Source organism: Flavimobilis soli (assembly GCF_002564025.1).
Classification (GTDB): Bacteria; Actinomycetota; Actinomycetes; order Actinomycetales; family Cellulomonadaceae; genus Flavimobilis; species Flavimobilis soli.
In genome coordinates this window covers 224,684-248,686 of record NZ_PDJH01000001.1, presented here as the reverse complement: position 1 = coordinate 248,686, position 24,003 = coordinate 224,684, and the positions used below count along the sequence as shown (strand labels likewise).

19 protein-coding genes and 1 pseudogene are annotated in these 24,003 nt (G+C 71.0%); 12 read left to right on the top strand and 8 right to left on the bottom strand.

All coding sequences use genetic code 11. The features are described 5' to 3' along the window. Nucleotides 1-18: 18 nt before the first annotated feature. Entirely contained in the window at nt 19-504 is a 486-nt protein-coding gene (locus tag ATL41_RS01125; RefSeq protein ID WP_098456830.1) for a hypothetical protein, read from the top strand. A 94-nt stretch (nt 505-598) separates the two neighbouring features. Further along, a complete protein-coding gene (locus tag ATL41_RS01120) occupies nt 599-1,825 on the top strand; it encodes a carboxylate--amine ligase (protein ID WP_143556545.1) in 1,227 nt (408 codons plus the stop codon). A 104-nt stretch (nt 1,826-1,929) separates the two neighbouring features. On the opposite strand, the gene ATL41_RS01115 is transcribed toward ATL41_RS01120, so the two are convergent. Further along, nucleotides 1,930-3,090: a DegT/DnrJ/EryC1/StrS family aminotransferase gene (locus ATL41_RS01115; RefSeq protein ID WP_169924475.1), complete on the bottom strand. Its 1,161-nt coding sequence runs from the start codon at nt 3,088-3,090 to the stop codon at nt 1,930-1,932. Between the two features lie 99 nt (nt 3,091-3,189). Further along, a complete protein-coding gene (gene gndA, locus ATL41_RS01110) occupies nt 3,190-4,623 on the bottom strand; it encodes an NADP-dependent phosphogluconate dehydrogenase (protein ID WP_098456827.1) in 1,434 nt (477 codons plus the stop codon). A 291-nt stretch (nt 4,624-4,914) separates the two neighbouring features. Here gndA and ATL41_RS01105 point away from each other — a divergent pair, with 291 nt between their 5' ends. The 5 genes from ATL41_RS01105 (at nt 4,915) to ATL41_RS01085 (ending at nt 11,372) form a co-directional block, all read left to right on the top strand. Continuing rightward, complete coding sequence (locus tag ATL41_RS01105; RefSeq protein ID WP_098456826.1) at nt 4,915-5,490, top strand: DUF3000 family protein; 576 nt, start codon at nt 4,915-4,917, stop codon at nt 5,488-5,490. 83 nt (nt 5,491-5,573) lie between these two features. After that, complete coding sequence (locus tag ATL41_RS01100; protein WP_098456825.1) at nt 5,574-6,836, top strand: HRDC domain-containing protein; 1,263 nt, start codon at nt 5,574-5,576, stop codon at nt 6,834-6,836. Between the two features lie 23 nt (nt 6,837-6,859). Beyond that, nucleotides 6,860-7,861, top strand: a complete 1,002-nt coding sequence (locus ATL41_RS01095) for a lipid II:glycine glycyltransferase FemX (RefSeq protein ID WP_098456824.1) — start codon at nt 6,860-6,862, stop codon at nt 7,859-7,861. Between the two features lie 109 nt (nt 7,862-7,970). Continuing rightward, nucleotides 7,971-9,224 carry a thiolase family protein gene (locus ATL41_RS01090; protein WP_098456823.1) on the top strand — a complete coding sequence of 418 codons (1,254 nt, stop codon included), beginning with the start codon at nt 7,971-7,973 and terminating at the stop codon, nt 9,222-9,224. Nucleotides 9,225-9,233: 9 nt separating this feature from the next. Beyond that, nucleotides 9,234-11,372 (top strand): 3-hydroxyacyl-CoA dehydrogenase NAD-binding domain-containing protein, encoded by a 2,139-nt coding sequence (locus ATL41_RS01085; RefSeq protein ID WP_098456822.1) that lies wholly within the window; start codon nt 9,234-9,236, stop codon nt 11,370-11,372. 58 nt (nt 11,373-11,430) lie between these two features. Here the strand turns inward: ATL41_RS01085 and ATL41_RS01080 are convergent, their stop codons facing one another. Next, nucleotides 11,431-12,411, bottom strand: a complete 981-nt coding sequence (locus ATL41_RS01080; protein ID WP_143556543.1) for a CAP domain-containing protein — start codon at nt 12,409-12,411, stop codon at nt 11,431-11,433. Between the two features lie 202 nt (nt 12,412-12,613). Between ATL41_RS01080 and ATL41_RS01075 the strand changes: the two genes are divergently transcribed. After that, nucleotides 12,614-13,453 carry a sulfurtransferase gene (locus ATL41_RS01075; RefSeq protein ID WP_098456820.1) on the top strand — a complete coding sequence of 280 codons (840 nt, stop codon included), beginning with the start codon at nt 12,614-12,616 and terminating at the stop codon, nt 13,451-13,453. Nucleotides 13,454-13,481: 28 nt separating this feature from the next. Further along, a complete protein-coding gene (locus tag ATL41_RS01070; RefSeq protein ID WP_098456819.1) occupies nt 13,482-13,772 on the top strand; it encodes a DUF1416 domain-containing protein in 291 nt (96 codons plus the stop codon). Nucleotides 13,773-13,881: 109 nt separating this feature from the next. Here the strand turns inward: ATL41_RS01070 and pflA are convergent, their stop codons facing one another. From pflA to ATL41_RS01040, 5 genes and pseudogenes are all read right to left on the bottom strand, one after another. Continuing rightward, on the bottom strand, nt 13,882-14,763 hold the full coding sequence (pflA, locus tag ATL41_RS01065; protein WP_098456818.1) for a pyruvate formate-lyase-activating protein: 882 nt from the start codon (nt 14,761-14,763) through the stop codon (nt 13,882-13,884). Between the two features lie 50 nt (nt 14,764-14,813). Further along, nucleotides 14,814-17,212: pseudogene (pflB, locus tag ATL41_RS01055) on the bottom strand (formate C-acetyltransferase). A 177-nt stretch (nt 17,213-17,389) separates the two neighbouring features. Beyond that, nucleotides 17,390-19,270 (bottom strand): 1-deoxy-D-xylulose-5-phosphate synthase, encoded by a 1,881-nt coding sequence (gene dxs, locus ATL41_RS01050; RefSeq protein WP_098456815.1) that lies wholly within the window; start codon nt 19,268-19,270, stop codon nt 17,390-17,392. Nucleotides 19,271-19,396: 126 nt separating this feature from the next. After that, the gene (locus ATL41_RS01045; RefSeq protein ID WP_098456814.1) at nt 19,397-19,636 is read right to left on the bottom strand and encodes a hypothetical protein; all 240 of its coding nucleotides are present in this window, start codon (nt 19,634-19,636) and stop codon (nt 19,397-19,399) included. Nucleotides 19,637-19,647: 11 nt separating this feature from the next. Next, nucleotides 19,648-20,901, bottom strand: a complete 1,254-nt coding sequence (locus ATL41_RS01040; protein ID WP_169924577.1) for an inorganic phosphate transporter — start codon at nt 20,899-20,901, stop codon at nt 19,648-19,650. A 189-nt stretch (nt 20,902-21,090) separates the two neighbouring features. Between ATL41_RS01040 and guaB1 the strand changes: the two genes are divergently transcribed. The 3 genes from guaB1 to ATL41_RS01025 are packed head-to-tail and all read left to right on the top strand — an operon-like array spanning nt 21,091 to nt 24,001. Further along, nucleotides 21,091-22,539 (top strand): GMP reductase, encoded by a 1,449-nt coding sequence (gene guaB1 / locus ATL41_RS01035; protein ID WP_098456812.1) that lies wholly within the window; start codon nt 21,091-21,093, stop codon nt 22,537-22,539. Nucleotides 22,540-22,593: 54 nt separating this feature from the next. Continuing rightward, nucleotides 22,594-23,331: a type 1 glutamine amidotransferase gene (locus tag ATL41_RS01030; protein ID WP_098456811.1), complete on the top strand. Its 738-nt coding sequence runs from the start codon at nt 22,594-22,596 to the stop codon at nt 23,329-23,331. A 1-nt stretch (nt 23,332) separates the two neighbouring features. Next, complete coding sequence (locus ATL41_RS01025; RefSeq protein ID WP_098456810.1) at nt 23,333-24,001, top strand: NUDIX hydrolase; 669 nt, start codon at nt 23,333-23,335, stop codon at nt 23,999-24,001. Nucleotides 24,002-24,003 lie beyond the last annotated feature (2 nt).

Sequence of the window (24,003 nt, the reverse complement as noted above, 5' to 3'; positions counted from 1 at the left end):
GGCGAGATAGTCGAGGACATGGACACGACCCTCGTCCTCGCGGAGGACGCACTGACCTCCTTCGACGTCTCCCACATCCTCGCGGCCGCGCCGTCGCCCGAGGTTCGCTACCACGTGCTCGTCCCTGCGGACACGGAGCGCAACATGCTCGTCGGGCTGCTCGACGACATCTACACGGACGGCTTCCGTGAGGCTTTCGCCGCTGCGCGCCGCGGCATGCCCGACTCGCGGAACGCGACGATCACGGCCAAGCAGTCGCTCGACGCGAGCATCGCGGAGCTCGCGGCCGCGGGCGCCCAGGCGACCGGTGAGATCGTCGGCGACGACCCGCTGCCCGCGCTCCGAGCGGCCGTCGCGGCCGACCCGGGCGTGACGTCGGTCGTCGTCGTGACAGACCCGCACGCGATCGAGGACACCTTCCGCCAGGACTGGGCCTCCAAGGCGCGCGACGCGCTCGACCTGCCCGTGCTGCACCTCTATCGCGGCACGAGCATGCTCGGCTGATCTGCGACCGTCCGTCGGGCCGTGACGCCGGACACGTATCATCGACGGTGCGCTCCGCGCCCCCACCCGCGACCCGAACGGACTCCTGCCCCACATGACCTCGACCCCTGATTTCGTGCCCGTCATCCTCGGCACGAACATCAACGCGTACAACGTCGCACGCTCCATCCACGAGGCCTACGGGGTGACGTCGGTCGCTCTCGGTCGTGCTCCCCTGCCGGCGACGCGCGACTCGAGCATCATCGACGTGCGGGTCGACCGGAACCTCGACCAGCCGGAGATCCTCGTCGCGCGGCTCAAGGAGCTCGCCGCCGAGATCGGTGACCGGCCGAAGGTGCTGTTCGCGAACATCGAGCTCTACACGAACATCGTCGTCGCGCACCGCGACGAGATCGGCGAGGACTACCTCGTCCCGCTCGTCGGCCCCGACCTGGCTGCGAGGCTCATGAACAAGACGGACTTCTACGCGACGTGCGCCGAGCTCGGCGTGCCGCACCCGGAGAGCGTCATCGTGAGCCCGGGACCGCTCGACGGCATCGGCGACGAGCTGCCGTTCCCGTACCCCGTGATCCTCAAGCCGTCGAACACGGACATCTACCCGCGCCTGCACTTCGAGGGCCAGCAGAAGGTCTATCTCGTCGAGGACGCGGCGTCGCTCCGGGAGATCGCGGCGCGCATCTTCGCGGCCGGGTACGACGACGACCTCGTCGTCCAGGAGTACCTCGCGGGCGACGAGTCGGTCATGCGCGTCGTCAACACGTACTCCGACCGGCACGGACGCATGCGCTTCCTCTCGGCGGGCCAGGTCGTCCTGACGGAGTACGACCCGCGCGAGGTCGGTAACAACAACGCGATCGTGTCGATCCACGACGAGGAGCTGACGGACTCGGTGCGCCGGCTGCTCGACGGCGTCGGGTACACGGGCCTCGCCAACCTGGACGTCATGCTCGACCGGCGGACCGGCCAGAACAAGATCCTCGAGGTCAACCTGCGGCTCGGCGCGACGAGCTACTACACGCGCGCCGCGGGCGGGAACGTCACCGAGCACGTCGTCGGCGACCTCGTCGAGCACGCCGAGCTCCCCGACACCGTGACGACCTCCGAGCGTCTGTGGGTCAACGTCCCGTACCTCGTGGTGCTCAAGTACGCGCCCCGAGCGTTGCGCCCGCTGCTGCGTGCGGCGAAGAAGCGCGGCGGTCCGGTGCACACGCTGCGCTACCGTCCGGACATGACGTGGCGGCGTCGCCTGATCATCGCGCGCGAGGACCTGCGTCGGACGCGCAACTATCTGCGCTACGCCGGTACGCGCCTCAACCGCTGACCCGTCCGGCTGCGGTCGTCCGCGCCCTGGCGCGCGAAGGCCCGACGGCGTCGCTCGCCGTCCGGCCTTCGTCGCACGTCCAGCGCGGGGCGCGTCGACCGTGCTCAGTCGGCGACGAGCTCGCGGACGTGCGCGACGATCTGCCGGGCTCGCTCCTCGCTGACGTTCGTCGGGAGGTTCACGAGCCGCGCGACCATGTCCTCCGACACCGCGAGGCGCGGGTCTCCGGGGACGTACCCGTACGCGGCGGCGTCGAGCGCTCCCGGGAACAGCGCGGGGCGGTACCAGCGGCCAGCGTAGACGCCGCGCTGAGCGAGCGCCTCGACGAGGCGCTCTGCTGCCACCTCGTCAACGGCGAGGAACGGGAAGCGGACGAGAGGCTGCCTGCTGCGGGCACCGTCGAGCACCTCGACGACGTCGGACAGCTCGTCGACGTAGACCCCGACCGCTGCGGAGCGCAGCCTCTCCTGCTCAGCCAGGTGCGGCAACGCCGCAGCCGCCTGCGCGACCATGTACGGCGACGGCGCGGCCGGCGCGTGCGGCAGGCCGCCGCGCTGCTCGACGGGCGCGATCGCCGGCTCGAGCAGCCCAGCCTTCACGAGCCCGCGCCGCAGCGGGCGCGACACCGCTCCGGGCAGGCGGTTGAGGACACGGTTCTGCGTGCGGTAGGCGCGCGTCACGAGGTCGAGACGACGCCCGATCGTCGGCAACCCACCGAGGGCGGTGACGATCGCACCGCGCAGCTCGGGCTCGAGCCGCGGCGACACCCAGACGGCACCGCCGAACCGCGTCGGAAGCATCTTCTCGATGCCGAACGAGTGGACCGACACGTCGGCGAGAGGTGCGCCCGTCCCGTCGGTCGCGAGGCGACCGACACAGTGAGCGGCGTCCTCGAGCAGGATCGCGCCCGCGGCATCGGCAGCGGCGCGCAGCCCGAGCGCGGTCGCCTGGTCGACGATGCCGAAGGTGTGCTGCAGGACGACGGCACGCGTCGCGGCGTCGGTCGTGAGTGCGGACGGCGCGATCGCGGCCGTGGCCGCGTCGATGTCCGCGTACACGGGGCGCAGTCCCGCAGCGATGATCGGGTCGACCGCCGTCGCGCACGTGAGCACCTGCGTGACGACGTCACCGGTGCCGCGCACACGGGCGAGCTCGCGCAGTACGACGTGCATCCCGTACCGGGCCTTGAAGACGAGGAACCAGTCAGCGGCGTCGGTACCGGTGCGCCGCGCGAGCTCTCCCGTGACGGCCGTGTGCTCGGTCATGTCTCTCCGCTTCGACGGGGCTGGCATGACGCCAGCCTGGAACACGGAAGCGAGGCGCCCTCCGGACGTGCCGGTGGAGCGCCTCGCTCGTGGTGGTTGTCAGGCCTCGTGCTCGGTACGGTCGCCCGACCACTCGGTGTGGAAGACGCCCGCCTTGTCGACGCGCTGGTACGTGTGCGCGCCGAAGAAGTCGCGCTGCGCCTGGATCACGTTCGCGGGCAGACGCTCGGCGCGGACGCCGTCGTAGTACGCGAGCGACGACGAGAACGCCGGGGTGGGCACACCGTTGAGCGCCGCCTGCGAGACGATGCGGCGCCACGCGGCGACGCCGTTGCCGACGGCTTCCGTGAAGTACGGGTCCGCGAGCAGCAGCGACAGCTCAGGGTTGCGCTCGTACGCCTCGGTGATGCGGTTGAGGAAGCGGGCGCGGATGATGCAGCCGCCGCGCCAGATTCGAGCCATCGCACCGCGGTCGATATCCCAGCCGAACTCCTCGGCAGCCGCGGCGATCTGGTCGAAGCCCTGCGAGTACGCGACGACCTTCGACGAGTAGAGCGCGAGGCGGACGTCCTCGATGAAGGCGTCACGGTCGGTCACGTTCCACTCGCCCGCGACGGCGGGCAGGACGCGCCCGGCCTCGCGCTGCGGCGTCGAGCCGGACAGCGCACGCGCGAACGTCGCCTCGGCGATGCCCGTGATCGGCACGCCCAGGTCGAGGGCGTTCTGCACGGTCCAGCGGCCGGTGCCCTTCTGCTCGGCACGGTCGAGGACGATGTCGACGAACGCCTTGCCGGTCTCCGCGTCGACGTGCTGCAGCACGTCGGCGGTGATCTCGATGAGGAAGGACTCGAGGTCGCCCTTGTTCCACTCGGCGAAGATCTCACCGATCTCCTGGGCGGACGCGCCCAGGCCCGCCTTGAGCAGGTCGTAGGCCTCGGCGATGAGCTGCATGTCCGCGTACTCGATGCCGTTGTGGACCATCTTGACGAAGTGGCCGGCGCCGTCGGAGCCGACGTAGGTGCAGCACGGCACGCCGTCGACCTTGGCGGAGATGTCCTCGAGGATCGGGCCGAGCCACTCGTACGACTCGCGCGAGCCGCCAGGCATGATCGAGGGGCCGTTGAGGGCGCCCTCCTCGCCGCCGGAGACGCCGGTGCCGACGAAGTGCAGGCCGTGCGCGCGCAGCGCCTCCTCACGACGACGCGTGTCGGGGAAGTGCGCGTTGCCGGCGTCGATGACGATGTCACCCTCGTCGAGCAGCGGGATCAGCTCGTCGATGACGGCGTCGGTCGGGCCGCCGGCCTTGACCATGATGACGACCTTGCGCGGCCGTGCGAGCGACGCGACGAAGTCGGCCATCGTCTCGCTCGGGACGAAGTCGCCCTCGTCGCCGTGGTCGGCGATCAGGGACTCGGTCTTCGCGTACGACCGGTTGTGAACTGCGACCGTGTATCCGTGGCGGGCGAAGTTGCGGGCGAGGTTCCGCCCCATGACCGCCAGTCCGGTGACACCGATCTGTGCGCGTGCCGTCATCCGTCAATCTCCCTCTGATGAGTGTCTACGACCGTCAAGCCTAGCCGGGCGCGCCCGGAGCCATCGTGGCTGTCCACGACGGTGAGACGCGGCTGCCGACGGCACCCGGGGGGCGGTCGGGCGGTGCTGGGCGTCGCTCGACGCTGAGGTCATCGTCCCACCGACCGACGTGCCCGGGGGCGAGTTGCCTCGCGTTGCCACGGACGGGGCCAGGTCGCGGGCAGGTCACGGTCTCGCGCACCCCGGCGTGGCGCTCGACGCCTCGTCTGAGACGCCTCCTAGTGTGTCGGCATGGTCAGCTCTGCGGTCACCGACGTCCCTGCGCCCTTCGCGCGGGCCCTCGGCACGCTCCGCGACGCCGCGCGCAACCTGCGCGTGCAGGTGAAAGAGGTCCCCGCGCCGCGCGCGGCGCGCTTCTCCGTCGCTCTCGAGGGAACGCTCCCCGACCCGGACGACGACGCGCACGAGCTCGCGGACGGCACGTTCGTCGTGCTGTTCGACCCCCCGACGGTCGGCGACGCGGACGGGTCCTTCAAGGTGATCGTGCTGGTGCGCGCGGAGCTCGACGCGGAGATGAGCGTGGACCCGGTGCTGAGCGAGGTGGCGTGGGCGTGGCTCACCGAGTCGCTCACGCGTTTTACGGGCCCGGTCGACGCGCTGGGCGGCTCGGTCACGCGCACGATCACGACGAGCCACGGCGCGGTCAGCTCACGCCCGGGCACGGTCGAGCTCGAGCTCCGGGCCTCGTGGGCGCCGCAGACGCCGGACCTGAGCGGTCACCTCGAGGCGTGGGCGCACGTGATGCGCAGCTGCGCCGGCCTCCCGGACGTCCCCGAGGGGGTCGCGGTCCTACCCGGCCGCTCCTGACTCCCCACGACCGGTCGCACATCACCCTTCCCGCGCGGCCACGCCTCAAGGGCCAGAGCCGTCCCGCGCCATAACCTGAACGCATGAACGAACCCGCACCGGCTGCGTCCGCGGCCGAGGAACCGTCGGCGGACGAGCCGATCATCACCCCGCTCACCGAACCGGCCGACGGCATCCCGGCCGTCGTCGACACGCCCGAGGCGCTCGCGCGCACCGCGGCAGCCCTTGCCGCGGGGATCGGGCCTGTCGCCGTCGACGCGGAGCGGGCGAGCGGCTACCGGTACGGCCAGCAGACGTACCTCGTGCAGCTGCGACGCGAGGGGGCGGGCACCGCGCTCGTCGACCCTGCCGCGCTCCCCGACCTGTCCTCGCTGAGCGAGGCCCTCGACGGCGTCGAGTGGGTGCTGCACGCGGCGTCGCAGGACCTCCCCGGTCTTGCCGAGCAGGGCATGCACGCGTCTGCGGTGTTCGACACGGAGCTCGCGGCGCGTCTGCTCGGCATGGAGCGCGTGGGCCTCGCAGCGGTCGTCGCGGACACTCTCGGCCTGGGGCTCGCGAAGGAGCACTCGGCGGTCGACTGGTCGACGCGTCCGCTCCCGGAGGACTGGCTGCGGTACGCGGCGCTCGACGTCGAGGTGCTCGTGGAGGTGCGCGACATCCTTGCGGAGCGCCTCGAGCGCGACGGGAAGGCCGAGTGGGCGCGCCAGGAGTTCGAGGCAGTGCGCCTCGCCCCGCCCGCACCTCCGCGTGTCGACCCGTGGCGTCGGGTGTCGGGCGTGCACACGCTGCGCCGGCCTCGTCAGCTCGCGATCGTGCGCGAGCTGTGGGCCGCGCGCGACGAGAACGCGCGCAAGCGCGACACCGCGCCGGGGCGCATCCTCCCGGACCGCTCGATCGTCGCGGCTGCGGTCGCGGCGCCGCGCAGCGTGCCGGCGCTCCTCGCCGTCCCGGGCTTCACGGGCCGCTACGCGTCACGTCGTGCGCCGCTGTGGCAGGCCGCGATCGACCGAGCGATGGCGCTGCCCGACGACGAGCTTCCGCCGATGCGCGGGCCGCGCACCGACGCTCCCCCGCCGCCCCGCGCGTGGCCGGACCGAGAGCCGGCCGCTGCCGCGCGCCTCGACGCCGCGAAGGCGGTCGTGGAGTCCTTCTCGAAGAAGTACAACGTCCCGGTCGAGAACCTGCTGCAGCCGGACGCGCTGCGTCGCCTGTGCTGGACGCCGCCGTCGAAGGTCACGGCCGGGTCGGTGACCGAGCAGCTCGCTGCCCGTGGTGCGCGGCAGTGGCAGACGGACCTGCTCGCCGACGCGCTCGCGACGGCCCTGACGTCTGCCGCGAAGGCCTGAGCTCCGCCGAGTAGGGTTGTCGGGTGCTTCAGATCGAGACCGTCACCGACCCTGCCGAGTGGGACCGCATCGTCGATGGAGCAGGGGGTCACCCGCTCCAGCTCTGGGGATGGGGTGAGGTCAAGGCGACGGGCCCGTGGCGCCCGGTACGTCTGAAGGCCGTCGCGGCCGACGGCGAGGTGCTGGGTGGTGCGCAGGTGCTCGTGCGGCGCCTCCCGGTGCCCTTCCGTGCGCTGTCGTACGTGCCGCGCGGTCCGTTCGTCGCTCCTGACGGCGCCGGCACGGCCGACGCACGCACCCGGGTGATCGACGCCGTCGTCGCGTACTGCAAGCGCGAGATCGGCGGCGTGGGCGTCACGATCGAGCCGGACTGGGACGTGAGCACGCCGATCGAGGCGTCTGGCCTCAAGCGTGCGTCGAACACGATCCTGTACCCGTCGACGCTCATCCTCGACCTCACGAAGCCCGAAGACGAGCTGCTGGCCGCTGCCGGGAAGTCGACGCGCTACGACATCCGCAAGGCCGCACGGACGGGCCTGGAGGTGCGCCGGGTGACGAGCGAGGCCGAGGTCCGCGACGTCATCGAGCTGTACCGCGTCTCCGCTGCGCACGCGGGCTTCCCGCTGCATGACGACGACTACTACCTGGCGATCCACCGCGAGATGGGCGACGCATCGCTCCTCGTCGCGGCGTTCTCCGAGGGCAAACCGTGCTCGTTCGTGTGGAACGTCGTCTCGGGCGCGACGGCGTTCGAGCTGTACGGGGGCGTCGACGACGCGGGGCGCAAGCTGCGGGCCAACGCACCGGTGAAGTGGCACGCGACACGGCTCGCCGCCGAGGCGGGCGTGCGCCGGTACGACATGAACGGGCTGCTCAACGACGGGATCAGCGAGTTCAAGAAGTCGTTCGCGCAGCACACGGACGAGCTGATAGGCACGTTCGACGTGCCGTTCAGCCCGCTCTTCGCGGTCTGGGACAAGGCGCTGCCCACTGCCAAGCAGGTCCTGCGGAAGATCCGCCGCTGACACACCTCGTTACTCATACTGGCGGTTCTTGAAACTGTCAGTACTATGAATCCTGACACCTCCCGGAACCGGGAGGCGGACAACGCCGTCCCACCTGTCAGGAGAGCTCATGCCAGCAACCACGAGGTCCGCGCGCCGCGCCTCCGCCCGTGACGTCGTCTTCGTCGAAGGCGTACGCACCCCCTTCGGCAAGGCCCGCCCCGAAGGCCTCTACGCCGAGACCCGCGCCGACGACATGGTCGTCAAGGCCCTGCGCGGCCTGCTCCGCCGCGTGCCGAACCTGCCCGCCGAGCGCATCGACGAGGTCGCGATCGCAGCGACGACCCAGCAGGGCGACCAGGGGCTGACTCTCGGACGCTCGGCGGCCGTGCTCGCCGGGCTCCCCCGCTCCGTGCCCGGATTCGCGATCGACCGCATGTGCGCCGGCGCGATGACCGCGGTCACCACGACCGCGTCCGCGATCGGCTTCGGGCAGCAGGACGTCGCCCTCGCGGGCGGCGTCGAGCACATGGGTCACCACCCGATGGGCTTCGACGCGGACCCGAACCCCCGCTTCGTCTCGGAGAAGCTCGTCGAACCGACCGCGCTCATCATGGGCGCGACCGCCGAGAACATCCACGACCGCATGCCGCACCTGACCAAGGAGCGCGCAGACGCCTACGGTGTCGCGAGCCAGGCCAAGTACGCCGCCGCCGTCGAGGCGGGCCGCATCGCACCCGACCTGGTGCCGATCGCCGTGCGTTCCTCGACGCTCGGCTGGGGCCTCGCCGACGCCGACGAGCTCGCCCGCCCGGGAACGACGATGGCGGACATCGCCAACCTCAAGACGCCGTTCCGCCCCGGCGGCCGCGTCACCGCAGGCAACGCGTCGCCGCTCACGGACGGCGCGGCGATCTGCCTCCTCGCCGCAGGTGACACCGCCGAGGAGCTCGACCTCCCCGTGCGCATGCGCATGGTCTCGTTCGCCTACGTCGGCGTCGACCCCGAGGTCATGGGCCTCGGCCCCGTCCCCGCGACCGAGCGCGCGCTCGCCAACGCGGGCCTCACGATCGACGACATCGGCCTGTTCGAGATCAACGAGGCGTTCGCGGTGCAGGTGCTCGCGTTCCTCGACCACTTCGGCATCGCCGACGACGACCCGCGCGTCAACCCCGACGGCGGCGCGATCGCGATCGGGCACCCGCTCGCGTCGTCCGGCGTGCGCCTCATGACGCAGCTCGCGCGCCACTTCGAGTCGCACCCCGAGGTGCGCTACGGCCTGACGTCGATGTGCATCGGGCTCGGCATGGGCGGCACCGTGATCTGGGAGAACCCGCACCACGCCGACTACTCCGGCCACATGTCCACCGAGAACGAGAGCTGAGGACCGGTCATGACCGACACCACCACCGCACCCAGCGAGACCACCGCCACCGGCGAGCGCGTCACGCACAGCCTCGTCCGCGACGTCCGCCTCCCTGGCGGGGCAGGCGTCATGGCTCTCGTGACGCTCGACAACGGCCTCGACCACACGAAGCCGACGACGCTCGGCCCGCAGGGCCTCGCCGAGCTGCGCAGCGTCCTCGAGACCCAGCAGGCGCGTGCCGCTGCAGGCGAGATCGTCGCCGTCGGCATCACGGGCAAGCCCTACTTCCTCGCCGCGGGCGCCGACCTCAACGCGGCCGTACGCGTCGACGACCGTGCCGACGCGCTCGCGCTCGGCCGTGCCGGGCACGACGCGTTCCGCCTCCTCGGTGAGATGGGCGTACCGACGTTCGCCTTCATCAACGGTCTGGCCCTCGGGGGCGGCCTCGAGGTCGCGCTCAACTGCGACTACCGCACGGTCGCGTCCGACGTGCCCGCGCTCGCCCTCCCGGAGACCGGTCTCGGCCTGATCCCCGGCTGGGGCGGCGCGTACCTCGTGCCGAGGCTCGTCGGCATCGAGAAGGCGATCGACGTGATCCTCACGCGTCCCGCCGCGAACAAACCGTTCAAGGCGAAGGAAGCCGCGGAGATCGGCCTTGCGGACGCCCTGTTCGAGGCAGCCGACTTCCTCGAGCAGTCGCTCGACTGGGCGGCACGTGTCCTCACGGGCGCAGTGACCGTCGGCCGCCCGGAGCCCGCAGACGCGGAGACCTGGCAGGCCGTCGTCGACGCGGCCCGCGGCCGGATCGACGCCGTCGTGCACGGCTCGCGCCCCGCGCCCGGCCGCGCGCTCGACCTGCTCGCGCTCGGCCCGGACGTCGACCGCGACACCGCCTTCGCGGCGGAGGACGACGCGCTCGCCGACCTGATCATGACCGACGAGCTGCGCGCGAGCATCTACGCGTTCAACACGGTCAACAAGGCGAAGCGGCCCGAGGGCGCACCGGACCCGAAGATCGCGCAGCCTGTGACCCGGGTCGGCATCGTGGGCGCAGGCCTCATGGCCGCGCAGCTCGCGTTGCTGTTCGCGCAGCGCCTCTCGGTCCCTGTCATCATGCGGGACCTCGACGACGACCGCGTCGCCCAGGGCCTCGCGCACGTCCACGGCTCGCTCGACAAGCTCGTGTCGACGGGCCGCATGTCGGCGAACGCCGCCGACCGGATCCGTGCGGACGTGCACGGCACGACGAGCCTCGAGGACATGGCTGGCTGCGACTTCGTGATCGAGGCCGTCACCGAGATCCTCGACCTCAAGAAGCGCGTCTTCGCGGAGCTCGAGACGATCGTCTCCCCCACGACCGTGCTCGCGACGAACACGTCGGCCCTCTCCGTGACGCGCATGGCGGCGGACCTGAAGAACCCTGAGCGCGTCGTCGGGCTGCACTTCTTCAACCCGGTCGCGCAGATGCCGCTCGTCGAGGTGATCCACGCCGAGAAGACGTCGATCGAGGCAACGGCGACGGCGTTCGCCGTCGCGAAGAAGCTGCGCAAGACCGCAGTGGACGTCGCCGACCGGCCCGGCTTCGTGGTCAACCGTCTGCTCGTCCTGCTGCTCGGCGAGATCGTGCGTGCGGTCGAGGCGGGCACGCCGGTCGAGGTCGCGGACCGCGCGCTGCGCCCGCTCGGCCTGCCGATGGGGCCGTTCGCCCTTTTCGACCTCGTCGGGCCGGCGGTAGGCCTGCACGTGCTGACGTCCTTGCGCGAGGATCTCGGCGACCGCTTCGCTCGTTCCGAGGGGCTCGAGCGGATCGTCGCCGACGGCATCAAGGTCGTGAAGCCGCCGGTGGCGAAGGGCATCCCGGCCGAGGTCGACCCGGCGATCCAGGAGGTCTTCGGGCCTGCGGGCGGTCCGGGCGCTCTCGACGAGGCAGGTGTGCTCGACCAGGTGCTCACGGCGCTGGCGGTCGAGATCGGGCACATGCTCGACGAGGAGGTCGTCGCGAACGTGTCGCAGATCGATCTGTGCATGATCCTTGGCGCCGGCTGGCCGTTCGCGTCGGGAGGCATCGCGCCGTACCTCGACCGCACCGGGTACAGCGAGAAGGTGCTGGGTCGCAGGCTCCTGCCCGACGGCGTCGCGAACGTCCCTGAGGGCGCCGTGCGCTGACGCGCGCGCGACGACCACGGGCCTCGTGCCGGGCTGCCTGAGCAGCCCGGCACGGGGCCTACTTCTTCTTCGCGACCTTCGCCGCGTTGATGAGCTTCACCTTGTAGGTGTAGGACTTGGGCCCCGTGGCGCCGACCCAGCGGATGCCCGTAACCGTGACCTTGTAGGTGGCCGTCTTCTTGCCCTTGGGGGCGTTGACCCACTTCTTGAGGTCCCACGAAATCGTGTCCGGCAGGCTGCCAGCGGCGGGCGCCTTCTTGAGCGCGAGCTTCTTGCCCTTCGGGTCGCGGACGACGACCTTCGCCTTCGTGAAGTCGGCGCCTATCGCGGTGAGCGACCACCGGCCGTTCGGCTCGGCCTCGTACGGGAAGTAGCCCGACGTCGGCCACGGGAGGAAGCGGGGGTTCTTCCCGACCTTGTCGGAGCCAGTGTCGCCGAACACCTTCATCGAGCTCGCGATGCTGGTCGAGCCGATGCCCACACGGGTGGTGCTGGGGTCGAGGATCCACCGACGGTGGCCGACGGTGACGTTGTGCGCCCCCGGGTCGTCGAGGTAGAGCATCACGGACCACGGCCCGGTGGCGCCGAACGCGATGTTCGACGTCGTGCCGCCGACCTGTGCGGCCTTGGAGAAGCACTTGTCCTTCGGGGTGACGTCGTGCGTGAGGCGGCTGTTGGCGGTCGTCATGAGCGCGTGCGCACGAGCCTGGCGCGCCCACGACGCGTCCCATCGTGCGGGGCTCAGGCCCGCCTGCGCGCGGGCCCAGTTGACGGTCGCGAGCGACGCCTTGTCGTGCTTCTTCGAGTTAGTCCCGATCTTGCAGCCCTTGACCTTGCCCGTCCACCCCGAGGACACGTTAAGGGTCTTCGCCATCTTCACGTAGGCCTTCGCGACCGCCGTCTTCGAGGTGCGGTCGATGCTCGGCGACGACGCGGCCGCCGCGGTCCCCGTCCCGGTCGCGGCGAGCGCGATGGTCATGAGCGCGGCGACGATCCACCGTGCGCCTCGTCGGGGTGTCGTGCTGGGTCGCGCTGCCACTGGGTCTTCTCCGTACGTCGAGTGCGTTCCGCTGCTCCGATCGGCGTCGACCGGGCAGGCGTGAGGTAGGTGCTATTACCTATCGTCCTGCAGTTTCGCGAGACGCCTGTCCGCGATCCGAGATTTCCCTCGTCGTTCGAGAACTCCGGGCGTCACGCCGCTACGTTCGCGCCAACAGCAGCCGTCCACCGCAGGAGGAACCATGGCACGCAACGACGTACTCGTCTCGGCCGAGTGGGCCGAGGCCAACCTCGCCACCCCCGGCCTCGTCTTCGTCGAGGTCGACGAGGACACCACCGCTTACGACACCGGCCACCTCGAGGGCGCCGTCAAGCTCGACTGGAAGCTCGACCTCCAGGACCCCGTCCGCCGCGACTTCGTCAACAAGGAGCAGTTCGAGGCGCTCCTGTCCGCGAAGGGCATCGCCAACGAGGACACCGTGATCCTCTACGGCGGCAACAACAACTGGTTCGCCGCCTACGCGTTCTGGTACTTCAAGCTCTACGGCCACCAGGACGTCCGCCTGATCGACGGCGGCCGCAAGAAGTGGGAGCTCGACGGTCGCCCGCTCACCGACGCTCCGGTCACCCGACCGGCCACGACGTACACCGCGACCGAGCAGGACCTGAGCCTGCGCGCCTTCCGCGACGAGGTCGTCGCGTCGATCGGCCAGAAGAACCTCGTCGACGTGCGCTCGCCTGAGGAGTTCGCCGGCAAGATCCTCGGCCCGGCGCACCTCCCGCAGGAGCACTCGCAGCGCGGCGGCCACGTCCCGGGCGCGATCAACATCCCGTGGTCCAAGGCCGCGAACGACGACGGCACGTTCCGCAGCGACGAGGAGCTCGCCGAGCTCTACGGCGCCGCCGGCCTCGACACCGACCGCCCGACGATCGCCTACTGCCGCATCGGTGAGCGCTCGAGCCACACGTGGTTCGTCCTTTCGCAGCTCCTCGGCCAGCAGGACGTCAAGAACTACGACGGCTCGTGGGTCGAGTACGGCTCGCTCGTCGGCGTCCCGATCGAGGTCCCCGCGACCGCCTGATCGTCCTGCCACCACTCCAGGAGGAACCATGAGCACGTGCGGGGCACCTGCGCAGGGTGGCGACGTCGTCGTCGCCCCGGGCGCCACGGTCGTCGACGGCGTCGTCGTCCACGAGGGCGCGCCCGTCCCGGGCGCCTACGTCCGCCTGCACGACGGCGACGGCGAGTTCACCGCCGAGGTCGTCACCGGGCCGGGCGGCGAGTTTGTCTTCTACGCGCGCCCGGCGCGCTGGGAGCTGCGCGTCCTGAGCCGCGCGGGCTCGACGACGCAGCAGGTCGACGCTGCCGTCGGACGGACCAGCGTGACGCTCGCCGTCTGACGGTCGGGCGAGCCACCGCGCCGTCTGGACGGCCGACGCGCTCGACAGGGAACGACGAAGGTCCGCGACATCCGTCGCGGACCTTCGTCGTGCTTCTGTGCGGGAGCGGTCAGTAGACCGTGAGCCCGCGCTTGCGGAAGCGGGCCCGGACCGACTCGACCTCGTCGTTCGTCGGCGGCTTCGTGTCGGCGAGCTGGTAGTCGAGCCCGAGCGACTGCCACTTGTCCTTGCCCATCTGGTGGAAGGGCAACACCTCGACGCGGGAGACGTTCGAGAGCGTGGCCGCGTACTCCGCGACCTTCTCGACGTTCTCCGGAGCGTCGGTGAGACCGGGCACGAGCACGAAGCGGAGCCAGACCTCGATGCCCTTCTCGGCGAGCCGGCGGCCGAAGTCGAGCGTGGGCTGCAGCTCGCGGCCCGTGACCTTCTTGTAGGTCTCCGGGTCGCCCGACTTCACGTCGAGCAGGACCAGGTCGATGTTGTCGAGCATCTCGTCGGTGCACGCCGCACCGAGGTAGCCCGACGTGTCGATCGCGGTGTGGATCCCCATCTCCTTCGCGCCGGCGAGGATCGTCGCCGCGAAGGCGGGCTGCATGAGCACCTCGCCGCCCGAGAGGGTGATGCCGCCCCCCGTCGCACGGAACACGGACCGGTAGCGGCGGATGCGACGCAGCAGCTCGCTCGCCTCGACCGGGTCACCGGACCGCATCTGCATCGTGTCGGGGTTGTGGCAGTACAGGCACCGCAGCGGGCAGCCCGAGAGGAACACCGTCATGCGGGTCCCGGGGCCGTCGACGGCCGTGACGAGCTCCCACGAGTGCACCGAACCGAGCTGGCCCGCCCGCATCTGCGCGAACCGCTCGCTGCGGTCGGCGTGGGACAGCTCAAGCGCTGCCGTGCCAGCACCTTCGGCGCGACCCACTGGGGCGTCGAACCCCTGGTCACCGCTCGCCCCGCCGCCGACCACGGGGGCGGGAAGACTGATGGTCATCTCGTCTGTCTCCGTTTCTTGTCGGTCGGGGCGGGGCTGCGGTGAAGAGCTCAGGCGCTCTGGTGGAACGTCCGCGAGAGGACGTCGAGCTGCTGCTCACGTGTCAGCTTGACGAAGTTCACAGCGTATCCGGAGACACGGACCGTGAGCTGCGGGTACTTCTCGGGGTGCTCCATGGCGTCCTCGAGGGTGTCCCGGTTCAGGACGTTGATGTTGGCGTGGTACAGGCCCTTGACGCCGCCGTTGCAGTCCCGCGCTGCCTTCATGTCGGCGAGGCGCTCGTCGAACTTCTTGCCCATCGTCGTTTCCTTCCGTCTGTCCTACGAGTGTGTCGGTCGAGTCAGTCCTGCGGGACGAAGCCAGCGTCGAGGATTCCGACCAGGTTGGAGACCTGCTCGTCCTTCGTGCGGCCCAGGCCCGAGGGGGTGATCGTGTTCGTCAGCGAGATGCCGTCGAGCGCGTCGTTGTAGTCGAGCTTGCCGACCGAGAGCATCGAGGCGACCATGCCGTGCGTGTCCGCGCCGTTCTCCGGGTTGGCACCCGGGGCGAACGGGGTGCCCGCCTCGTGGCCCGAGGGGAACGCGCCGGTCGCCTTGCCGTAGACCACGTTCGAGGTGATCGTCAGGACGGACTGCGTCGGGATCGCGTCGCGGTACATCGGGATCGCCTTGATCTTCGACATCACCGTGTGCACGATCGTCGCCGCGATGTCGTCCGCACGGTCGTCGTCGTTGCCGTACTTCGGGAAGTCGCCCTCGGTGATGTAGTCGACGACCAGACCGGTCTCGTCACGGACCGGGGTGACCTTGGCGTACCTGATGGCGGAGAGCGAGTCCGCGACGATCGACAGGCCCGCGATGCCGCAGCCCATGGTCCGGATGATGTCGCTGTCGTGCAGCGCCATCTCCATGGCCTCGTAGGCGTACTTGTCGTGGCTGTAGTGGATGATGTTGAGCGCCTCGACGTAGGTGCCGACGACCCAGTCGAGCATGTCCTCGTACTTGGCCCAGACCTCGTCGAAGTCGAGCGGACCGTCGCCCTGGACCGGCTCGAAGCCGGTGACGACCTGCTTGCCACTGACCTCGTCGCGACCACCGTTGATCGCGTAGAGCAGGGACTTCGCGGCGTTGACGCGCGCCCCGAAGAACTGCATCTGCTTGCCGACCTTCATCGGGGAGACGCAGCACGCGATCGCCGCGTCGTCGCCCCAGCGCTCACGGATCTGCTCGTCCGACTCGTACTGGATCGAGCTCGTCTCGATCGAGATCGCGGCGCAGAACTCCTTGTAGCCCGCGGGCAGGTCCTCGTCCCAGAAGATCGTGATGTTCGGCTCGGGGGCGGGGCCCAGGTTGCGCAGCGTCTGCAGCAGGCGGAACGACGTCTTCGTGACGAGCGTGCGGCCGTCCTCGGCGATGCCACCGTCAGACCAGGTGGCCCAGTACGGGTCGCCCGAGAAGATCTGGTCGTAGTCGATCGTCCGCAGGAAGCGCACGATGCGGAGCTTGATGACGAGGGCGTCGATCATCTCCTGGGCGTCCTGCTCGGTGATCGTGCCCTCGGCGAGGTCACGCTCGAAGTACGCGTCGAAGAACGCGGAGAGGCGGCCGAACGACATCGCGGCGCCGTCCTGCGACTTCACGGACGCGAGGTAGCCGAAGTACGTCCACTGGACGGCCTCCTTGGCGTTCGCGGCCGGGCGGCCCAGGTCGAAGCCGTACTGCTCGCCGAGCGTCTTGAGCTTCTTGAGCGCGCGGATCTGCTCCGAGTGCTCCTCGCGGTAGCGGGCCCAGTGCTCGGAGAAGGGCTGGTCGGCGACCTTGTCCTTGTCCTTCTGCTTCTGCTCGATGAGGAAGTCGACGCCGTACAGGGCGACGCGACGGTAGTCGCCGATGATGCGGCCGCGGCCGTAGGCGTCGGGCAGGCCCGTGATGATGTGCGACGAGCGGGCGGCGCGGATGCGCGGCGTGTAGATGTCGAAGACGCCCTCGTTGTGCGTCTTGCGGTACTTGGTGAAGATCTCCTTGACGCGCGGGTCGGGCTCGAGGCCAGCCTCGCGGATCGCGGTCTCGACCATGCGCCACCCGCCGTTGGGCATCATCGCGCGCTTGAGCGGGGTGTCGGTCTGCAGGCCGACGATGACGTCGTCCTCCTCGCAGATGTAGCCGGCGGGGAAGGCGTCGATGTCAGCGGGGGTCTGCGTGTCGACGTCGTAGACACGCTTGGCGCGCTCGACGGACAGGTAGTTCTTCTCGAGGGTGTCCCAGACGGCCAGCGTCTTGGTGGTGGGGCCGGTGAGGAAGGACGCGTCGCCCTCGTAGGGGGTGTAGTTGCGCAGGATGAAGTCGCGCACGTCGACCGTCTCGGTCCAGGAACCCTTGTCGAAGCTGCGCCATGCATCAGTGGTGACGGTCTCGGGGGTGCCCGTGGTTCCGTCTGCGGTCGTCGTCATCGCCGTCTCCTCGTGGATGGATCATCGTTCTGATCTTGGTTCCACCGTAGGGAGAAATTCGTGGGACGACTTGGGACCTAGGGCTCTCTGGAGCCCGCCCCGCTGAGTCGTGCGTCACAGGGGCAAGGACCCACCGGAAGTCCGGCCTCCTCACCGTTCAGGCGCTGTGCGCCGAGGTCAGATCCCGAGGATCCGCAGCACGTCCGCGGTGATGTCCGGGACGGTCAGCCTGTTGCCCTCGACGACCTGCTCGCGGCTCGCGTGCGGGAGGAACGCGGTCGGCAGCCCGACCGTGTGCACGGGCGTCCGCACGCCCGCCTCCGCGGCACGCTCGCGCACGAGCGCGCCGACGCCCCCGTCGGCGAGGCCGTCCTCGATCGTCACGACCAGGTCGTGCTCCCCCGCCGACTTCACGAGCGCGCTCGGCAGCGGCAGCACCCACGTCGGCGACACGACGGTGCACCCGAGCCCGAGGGCGGCGAGCTTCTCCCCCAACCCCAGCCCGGTACCGGCCATCGAGCCGATACCGACGACGAGCACGCGCCGCAGCTCGCCGTCACCCGGCTCGTGGCGGGCGAGGACGTCCACGCCGTCGAGCTCGTCGATCGCCGCGAGGTCAGGGCCGACCGAGCCCTTGGGGTACCGCACGACCGTCGGAGCGTCGTCGACGTCCACCGCCGCACGCAGCGCGGACCGGAGCGTCGCCTCGTCTCGGGGCGCCGCGAGGCGCAGCCCGGGCACGATGCGCAGCATCGCGAGGTCCCACATCCCGTTGTGGCTCGCGCCGTCGTCCCCGGTGATCCCGGCACGGTCGAGCACGAACGTCACGCCCGCGCGGTGCAGCGCGACGTCCATGAGCACCTGGTCGAACGCCCGGTTGAGGAACGTCGCGTAGACCGCGACGACCGGGTGCATGCCCGCGAACGCCATCCCGGCCGCAGAGGTGACCGCGTGCTGCTCCGCGATGCCGACGTCGAACGTGCGGTGCGGGAACTCCGCCTGGAAGGGTGCGAGACCGACCGGGTTGAGCATCGCCGCGGTGATCGCGACGACGTCGGGCCTGCGGCGGCCGATCGCGACGATCTCGTCGGCGAACACCGACGTCCAGCCGAAGCGTGACGGCGCGACGGGCAGGCCCGTCTCAGGGTGGATCTGCCCGACGGCGTGGAAGCGGTCCGCGACGTCCTGCTCGGCAGGCGAGTAGCCGCGCCCCTTCTCCGTCATGACGTGCACGAGGACGGGACCGCCGAACGCGCGCGCCGCGCTCAGGGAGCGCTCGAGCGCGGCGATGTCGTGACCGTCGACCGGGCCGATGTACTTCAGGCCCAGGTCCTCGAACATGCCTTGCGGCGCGACGACGTCCTTGATGCCCTTCTTCAGACCGTGCAGCGCGTCGTACGTGACGCGCCCGGGCAGGCCCGAGCGCTTGAGCGTGCGCTTTCCCCAGCTGAGCACCTGCTCGTAGCCGCGGGTCGTGCGCAGCGTGTCGAGGTGGTGCGCGAGGCCGCCGATCGTCGGCGCATACGAGCGGCCGTTGTCGTTGACGACGATGACGAGGCGCTCGTCGGTCGAGTCTGCGATGTTGTTGATGGCCTCCCAGGCCATGCCGCCGGTGAGGGCGCCGTCACCGATGACGGCGACGACGTGCCGGTCGAGCGCGCCCTTGAGCGCGTTCGCCTTCGCGATGCCGTCGGCCCACGAGAGGGCGGTCGACGCGTGCGAGTTCTCGACGACGTCGTGCTCCGACTCGGCGCGGCTCGGGTAGCCGGACAGCCCGTCGTGGCGGCGCAGCCGGGAGAAGTCCTGGCGACCGGTCAGGAGCTTGTGCACGTACGACTGGTGGCCCGTGTCGAACACGAAGGTGTCCGTCGGTGAGCTGAACACGCGGTGCATCGCGATCGTCAGCTCGACGACGCCGAGGTTGGGGCCGAGGTGACCGCCGGTCCGGGAGACGGCCTGCACCAGGAACTCGCGGATCTCCTCGGCGAGCTGCTCCGTCTGCGCGATCGTCAGCGTGCGCAGGCGCGCCGGTCCCGTGATCTGCTCGAGAAGCCCCATCGCGTCGTCCTCCAGGTCTCCGGCCCCGACCGGGTACCGGACGTCCGCCGGTCTCCCACTCTACGGGGCGGCCGCGCAGGGGGGGCGCGCAGACCGCGGGGACAGCCGTGGAGCGCGCGGGGAGGTTCAGTGACCGCCGGAGACGATCCAGACGATCCCGGCGACGACGGCGGCGAGCACGACACCGAAGCACACGACCGCGCGGACGCGGCCCGACGTCGTCATGCGCTCGACGCCGTCAGGTCCGGTCTCGACGGCGGCGGTCGCGCGGATGCCGATCGCGAAGATCGCGGGCAGCCCCGCGCCGAGGAGGAGGCCGACGGCGACGACCTTGACGAGGGAGATGCCGAGCTCTGCTGCGTTCATGTCCAGTCCTCTCAGACCGCGGCCGGGACGGCGGGCGACGCGGCCTCGGGGCGGGCGTCAGGGCGGGCGGGCGCCTCGATCGAGGTCACGACGGCCATGGCCTCGTCGACCGCGTCACCGAGGCTCGGCTGGCCGCCGTCCCACTCGTCGTTGACGTTGTCCGGGTTGACGGGCTCCTTGCGCGAGCGGCGCCACATGGCGAAGCATCCGGCGACGAGGAGCGCGAAGACGACGAGGATGCCGGTCGCGCCGCCGACGGCGTGCGCGAGGAACCAGCACGCCGCCCCCACGAGGCCCGAGGCGGGCAGCGTGATGAGCCACGCGACGCCCATGCGCCCGGCGACGCCCCAGCGGACCTCGGCGCCCGGGCGACCGACGCCCGAGCCGAGGATCGAACCGGTCGCGACGTGCGTCGTCGACAGCGGCAGGCCGAGGCTCGACGAGGTGAGGATGATCGCGGCGGACGACGTCTCAGCAGCCATGCCCTGCGGCGAGGAGATCTCCACGAGGCCCTTGCCGAGCGTGCGGATGACCCGCCAGCCACCCAGGTACGTACCGAGCGCGATCGCTACCGCGCACGCGGCGATGACCCAGAACGGGATGTGGTCGTCGGCGGTCACCGTGCCGTGCGCGACGAGCGCAAGGAAGATGACGCCCATCGTCTTCTGCGCGTCGTTCGTGCCGTGCGCGAGGGAGACGAGGGACGCCGAGCCGACCTGGCCCCAGCGGAAGCCGCGCTCCTGCGCCTTCTCCGGGACTCCCCGCACGATGCGGTGGACGACCCAGGTGCCGACCGCGGCGACGAGGCCGGCGACGACGGGCGCCAGGAGGGCTGGCAGGAGGATCTTGGCGACGACGCCGCCCCAGACGACGCCGCTCGTGCCGAGCGCGATGAGCGCGGCGCCGATGAGGCCGCCGAAGAGAGCGTGCGACGAGCTCGACGGCAGGCCGAGCAGCCAGGTGAAGACGTTCCAGAGGATGCCGCCGACGAGGCCGGCGAAGACGATCGTCAGGAGGGCGTCCCCGGAGACGCCGTCGAGGTTGACGATGCCCTTGGCGACGGTCGCCGCGACGGCGACCGAGAGGAACGCGCCGACGAGGTTGAGGACCGCCGAGAGCGCCACCGCGGTGCGGGGCTTGAGTGCGCCCGTCGCGATGGAGGTCGCCATGGCGTTCCCGGTGTCGTGGAACCCGTTCGTGAAGTCGAATGCGAGGGCGGTGATGATCACCAGCGTGAGGATCAGAAGCTCTGCCACGTTGTCCATCATGGGGTCACGAGGAGGTCTGTCCACCCCCTGAAGGGCCCGAAGCGCGACAGAACACCACGGATCTGTGGACATTTCATTGCTCGTTCACCTTCCGTTCATCTTGGCGCCGGCGCAGGTTCTCCGGGCGCCCTCGGCAGCCCTGCCGAGTCCCGCCCGAGCGTCGGACCGCGCCCCTAGACTCGACGCATGAAGTTCCTCCAGGGCCAGGCCCCTACGACAGACCTCACCTACGGCGACGTCTTCCTCGTCCCCTCGCGCTCGGACGTCAGCTCTCGTTTCGACGTCGACCTCGCGTCGCAGGACGGCACGGGCACGACGATCCCGCTCGTGGTCGCGAACATGACCGCCGTGGCGGGCCGCCGCATGGCAGAGACCGTCGCGCGCCGTGGCGCGATGGCCGTCATCCCGCAGGACGTGCCGGTCGAGGTCGTCGCGAACGTCATCGCCGACGTGAAGACGAAGGACCCGGTCATCGAGTCCCCCGTGACGATCGCCCCGCACGACACCGTGCACACGGTGCTCACGCTCATGGGCAAGCGCGCTCACGGCGCCGCGATCGTCGTCGAGGACGACCGCGTCGTCGGCATCGTGACGCCCGAGGACTGCCGCGACGTCGACCGCTTCACGCAGGTGCACCAGGTCATGTCGGCGGAGCTCGCGACGCTCGACGTGAGCGTGCTCGACGGATCTGACGGGCTGCGGCGCGCGTTCGAGCAGCTGCACGCCGCGCGACGCAAGGTCGCACCGGTCGTGCGCGACGGTCGCCTCGTCGGCGTGCTGACGCGCAAGGGCGCGCTGCGCTCGAGCATCTACTCCCCCGCTCTCGACGACGCGGGGCACCTGCGCATCGCCGCGGCGGTCGGTATCAACGGCGACGTCCGCGCAAAGGCGGAGGGCCTCCTCGCGGCTGGCGCCGACACGCTCGTCGTCGACACCGCGCACGGCCACCAGGCGAAGATGCTCGAGGCGCTCGCCGCCGTCCGCTCGCTGTCGCCGAGCGTGCCGATCGTCGCGGGCAACGTCGTCACGGCCGACGGCGTCCGCGACCTCGTCGAGGCTGGCGCCGACATCATCAAGGTCGGCGTGGGACCGGGCGCGATGTGCACGACGCGCATGATGACCGGCGTGGGCCGGCCGCAGTTCTCCGCCGTGCTCGAGTGCGCCGCCGCGGCTCGCGAGCTCGGCAAGCACGTGTGGGCCGACGGCGGCGTGCGGCACCCGCGCGACGTCGCGCTCGCGATCGCCGCGGGCGCGAGCCAGGTCATGATCGGCTCGTGGTTCGCCGGCACGTACGAGAGCCCGGGCGACCTGCACGACGACGGCACGGGCCGCTTGTACAAGGAGAGCTTCGGCATGGCGTCGGCTCGTGCGGTCGCCGCACGCACCGCGTCCGGCTCGCCGTTCGACCGCGCTCGCAAGGCGCTGTACGAGGAGGGCATCTCGACGTCGCGCATGTACCTCGACCCGGCTCGCCCGAGCGTCGAGGACCTGATCGACGAGATCGCGTCGGGTCTGCGCTCGTCGTGCACGTACGCGGGCGCGCGGTCGCTCGAGGAGTTCGCCGAGCGCGCGGTCGTGGGCATCCAGTCGGCTGCCGGCTACGAGGAGGGGCGCCCGCTGCCCGCCGGTTGGTGACGGTACCCACGATCTTCACCTGCGCGCGCCCGGGGCGTGCGTAGAGTCTTCCCCGTGGAGTTCAACGACGCACCCGTGCTGGTGCTGCAGCACGCCGCCTGGGAGGGGCCTGGCCTGATCGCTCGCGGCCTCGAGCAGCGCGACATCCCGTGGACGGTCCGGACGGTGCTCGACGAGCACGACCCGCACCTGCCCGACGTGAGCCGCCTCGGCGGTCTCGTCGTCATGGGCGGCGCCGCTGGTGCGCTCGACGACGAGGAGCATCCCGGCCTCGCCGCTGAGCGCAGGCTCCTCGTGGCGGCGGTCGAGGCGGACATCCCCGTGCTCGGCGTCTGCCTCGGCATGCAGCTCCTCGCGGTCGCGCACGGTGCGGCGTTCCACCCGGGCGCTCACCACGAGCTGGGCTTCGGTCCCGTCTCCGTGACGGGTGACGGCATCCGCGACCCGTACCTGTACCCGCTCGTGGTCGACGCGCACGCGGACCCCGAGGTGCTGCACTGGCACGACGACGCGGTCGAGGCGCCCGACGGCGCGAGCGTGCTCGCGTCGACGGACGTGACGCCGGTTCAGGCGTTCCGCCTGGGTAGCGCGACCGGGTTCCAGTTCCACCTCGAGGTCGACGCGCCGATGCTCGGCGCGTGGCTCGACGAGCCGGAGACGGCGGAGGAGCTCACCGCGGCGCAGATCGCGTCGATCCGCGAGCAGGGGCGTGAGCGCCTGCCGAGCCTCGCGCCGCGCGCGCTCGTGGGGCTCGGGACGTTCGCGGACGCCGTGAGGTACCGGCGGGGCTGACATGGACGCCCTCGCACAGCTGCGCACCCTCGCCGCCGACGGGATCGACTGGCGCGCGGCGACAGGCAGGCTGCCCGCTGCGGACGCGTCGCGTCCCGCAGCGGTGCTCGTGCTGTTCGGGCGGCTCGACGACGTCCCCGCGGAGCACGCGGGTGACGCGCCCGCAGTCCCGGCCGACCTGGACGTGCTGCTCGTGCGTCGTGCGTCGACGCTGCGTCACCACCCCGGCCAGGTCGCGTTCCCGGGAGGCCGGATGGACCCGACGGACGACGACCTCGTCGCGGCGGCACTGCGCGAGGCCGAGGAGGAGACGGGCCTCGACACGGACGGCGTCGAGGTGCTCGGCACCCTCGGGGCGCTCCCCCTGCCGGTGAGCGACCACCTCGTCACTCCCGTGCTCGGTTGGTGGGCGCGGCCGACCGACGTGCGCGTCGTCGACCGCGGTGAGTCGGCGCAGGTGTTCCGCGCCCCCGTCGCGGACCTCGTCGCGCCCGCGAACCGCGGGACGACCGCGCTCGAGCGGGGCGGGCGCACGTATCGCGGCCCGGCGTTCGAGGTCGCGGGCAACGTCGTGTGGGGGTTCACGGCGATCGTCCTGAGCGGGATCCTCGACGAGCTCGGCTGGTCGGTCCCGTGGGACCGCGACCGCCTCGTCGACATCCCCTGGTGACG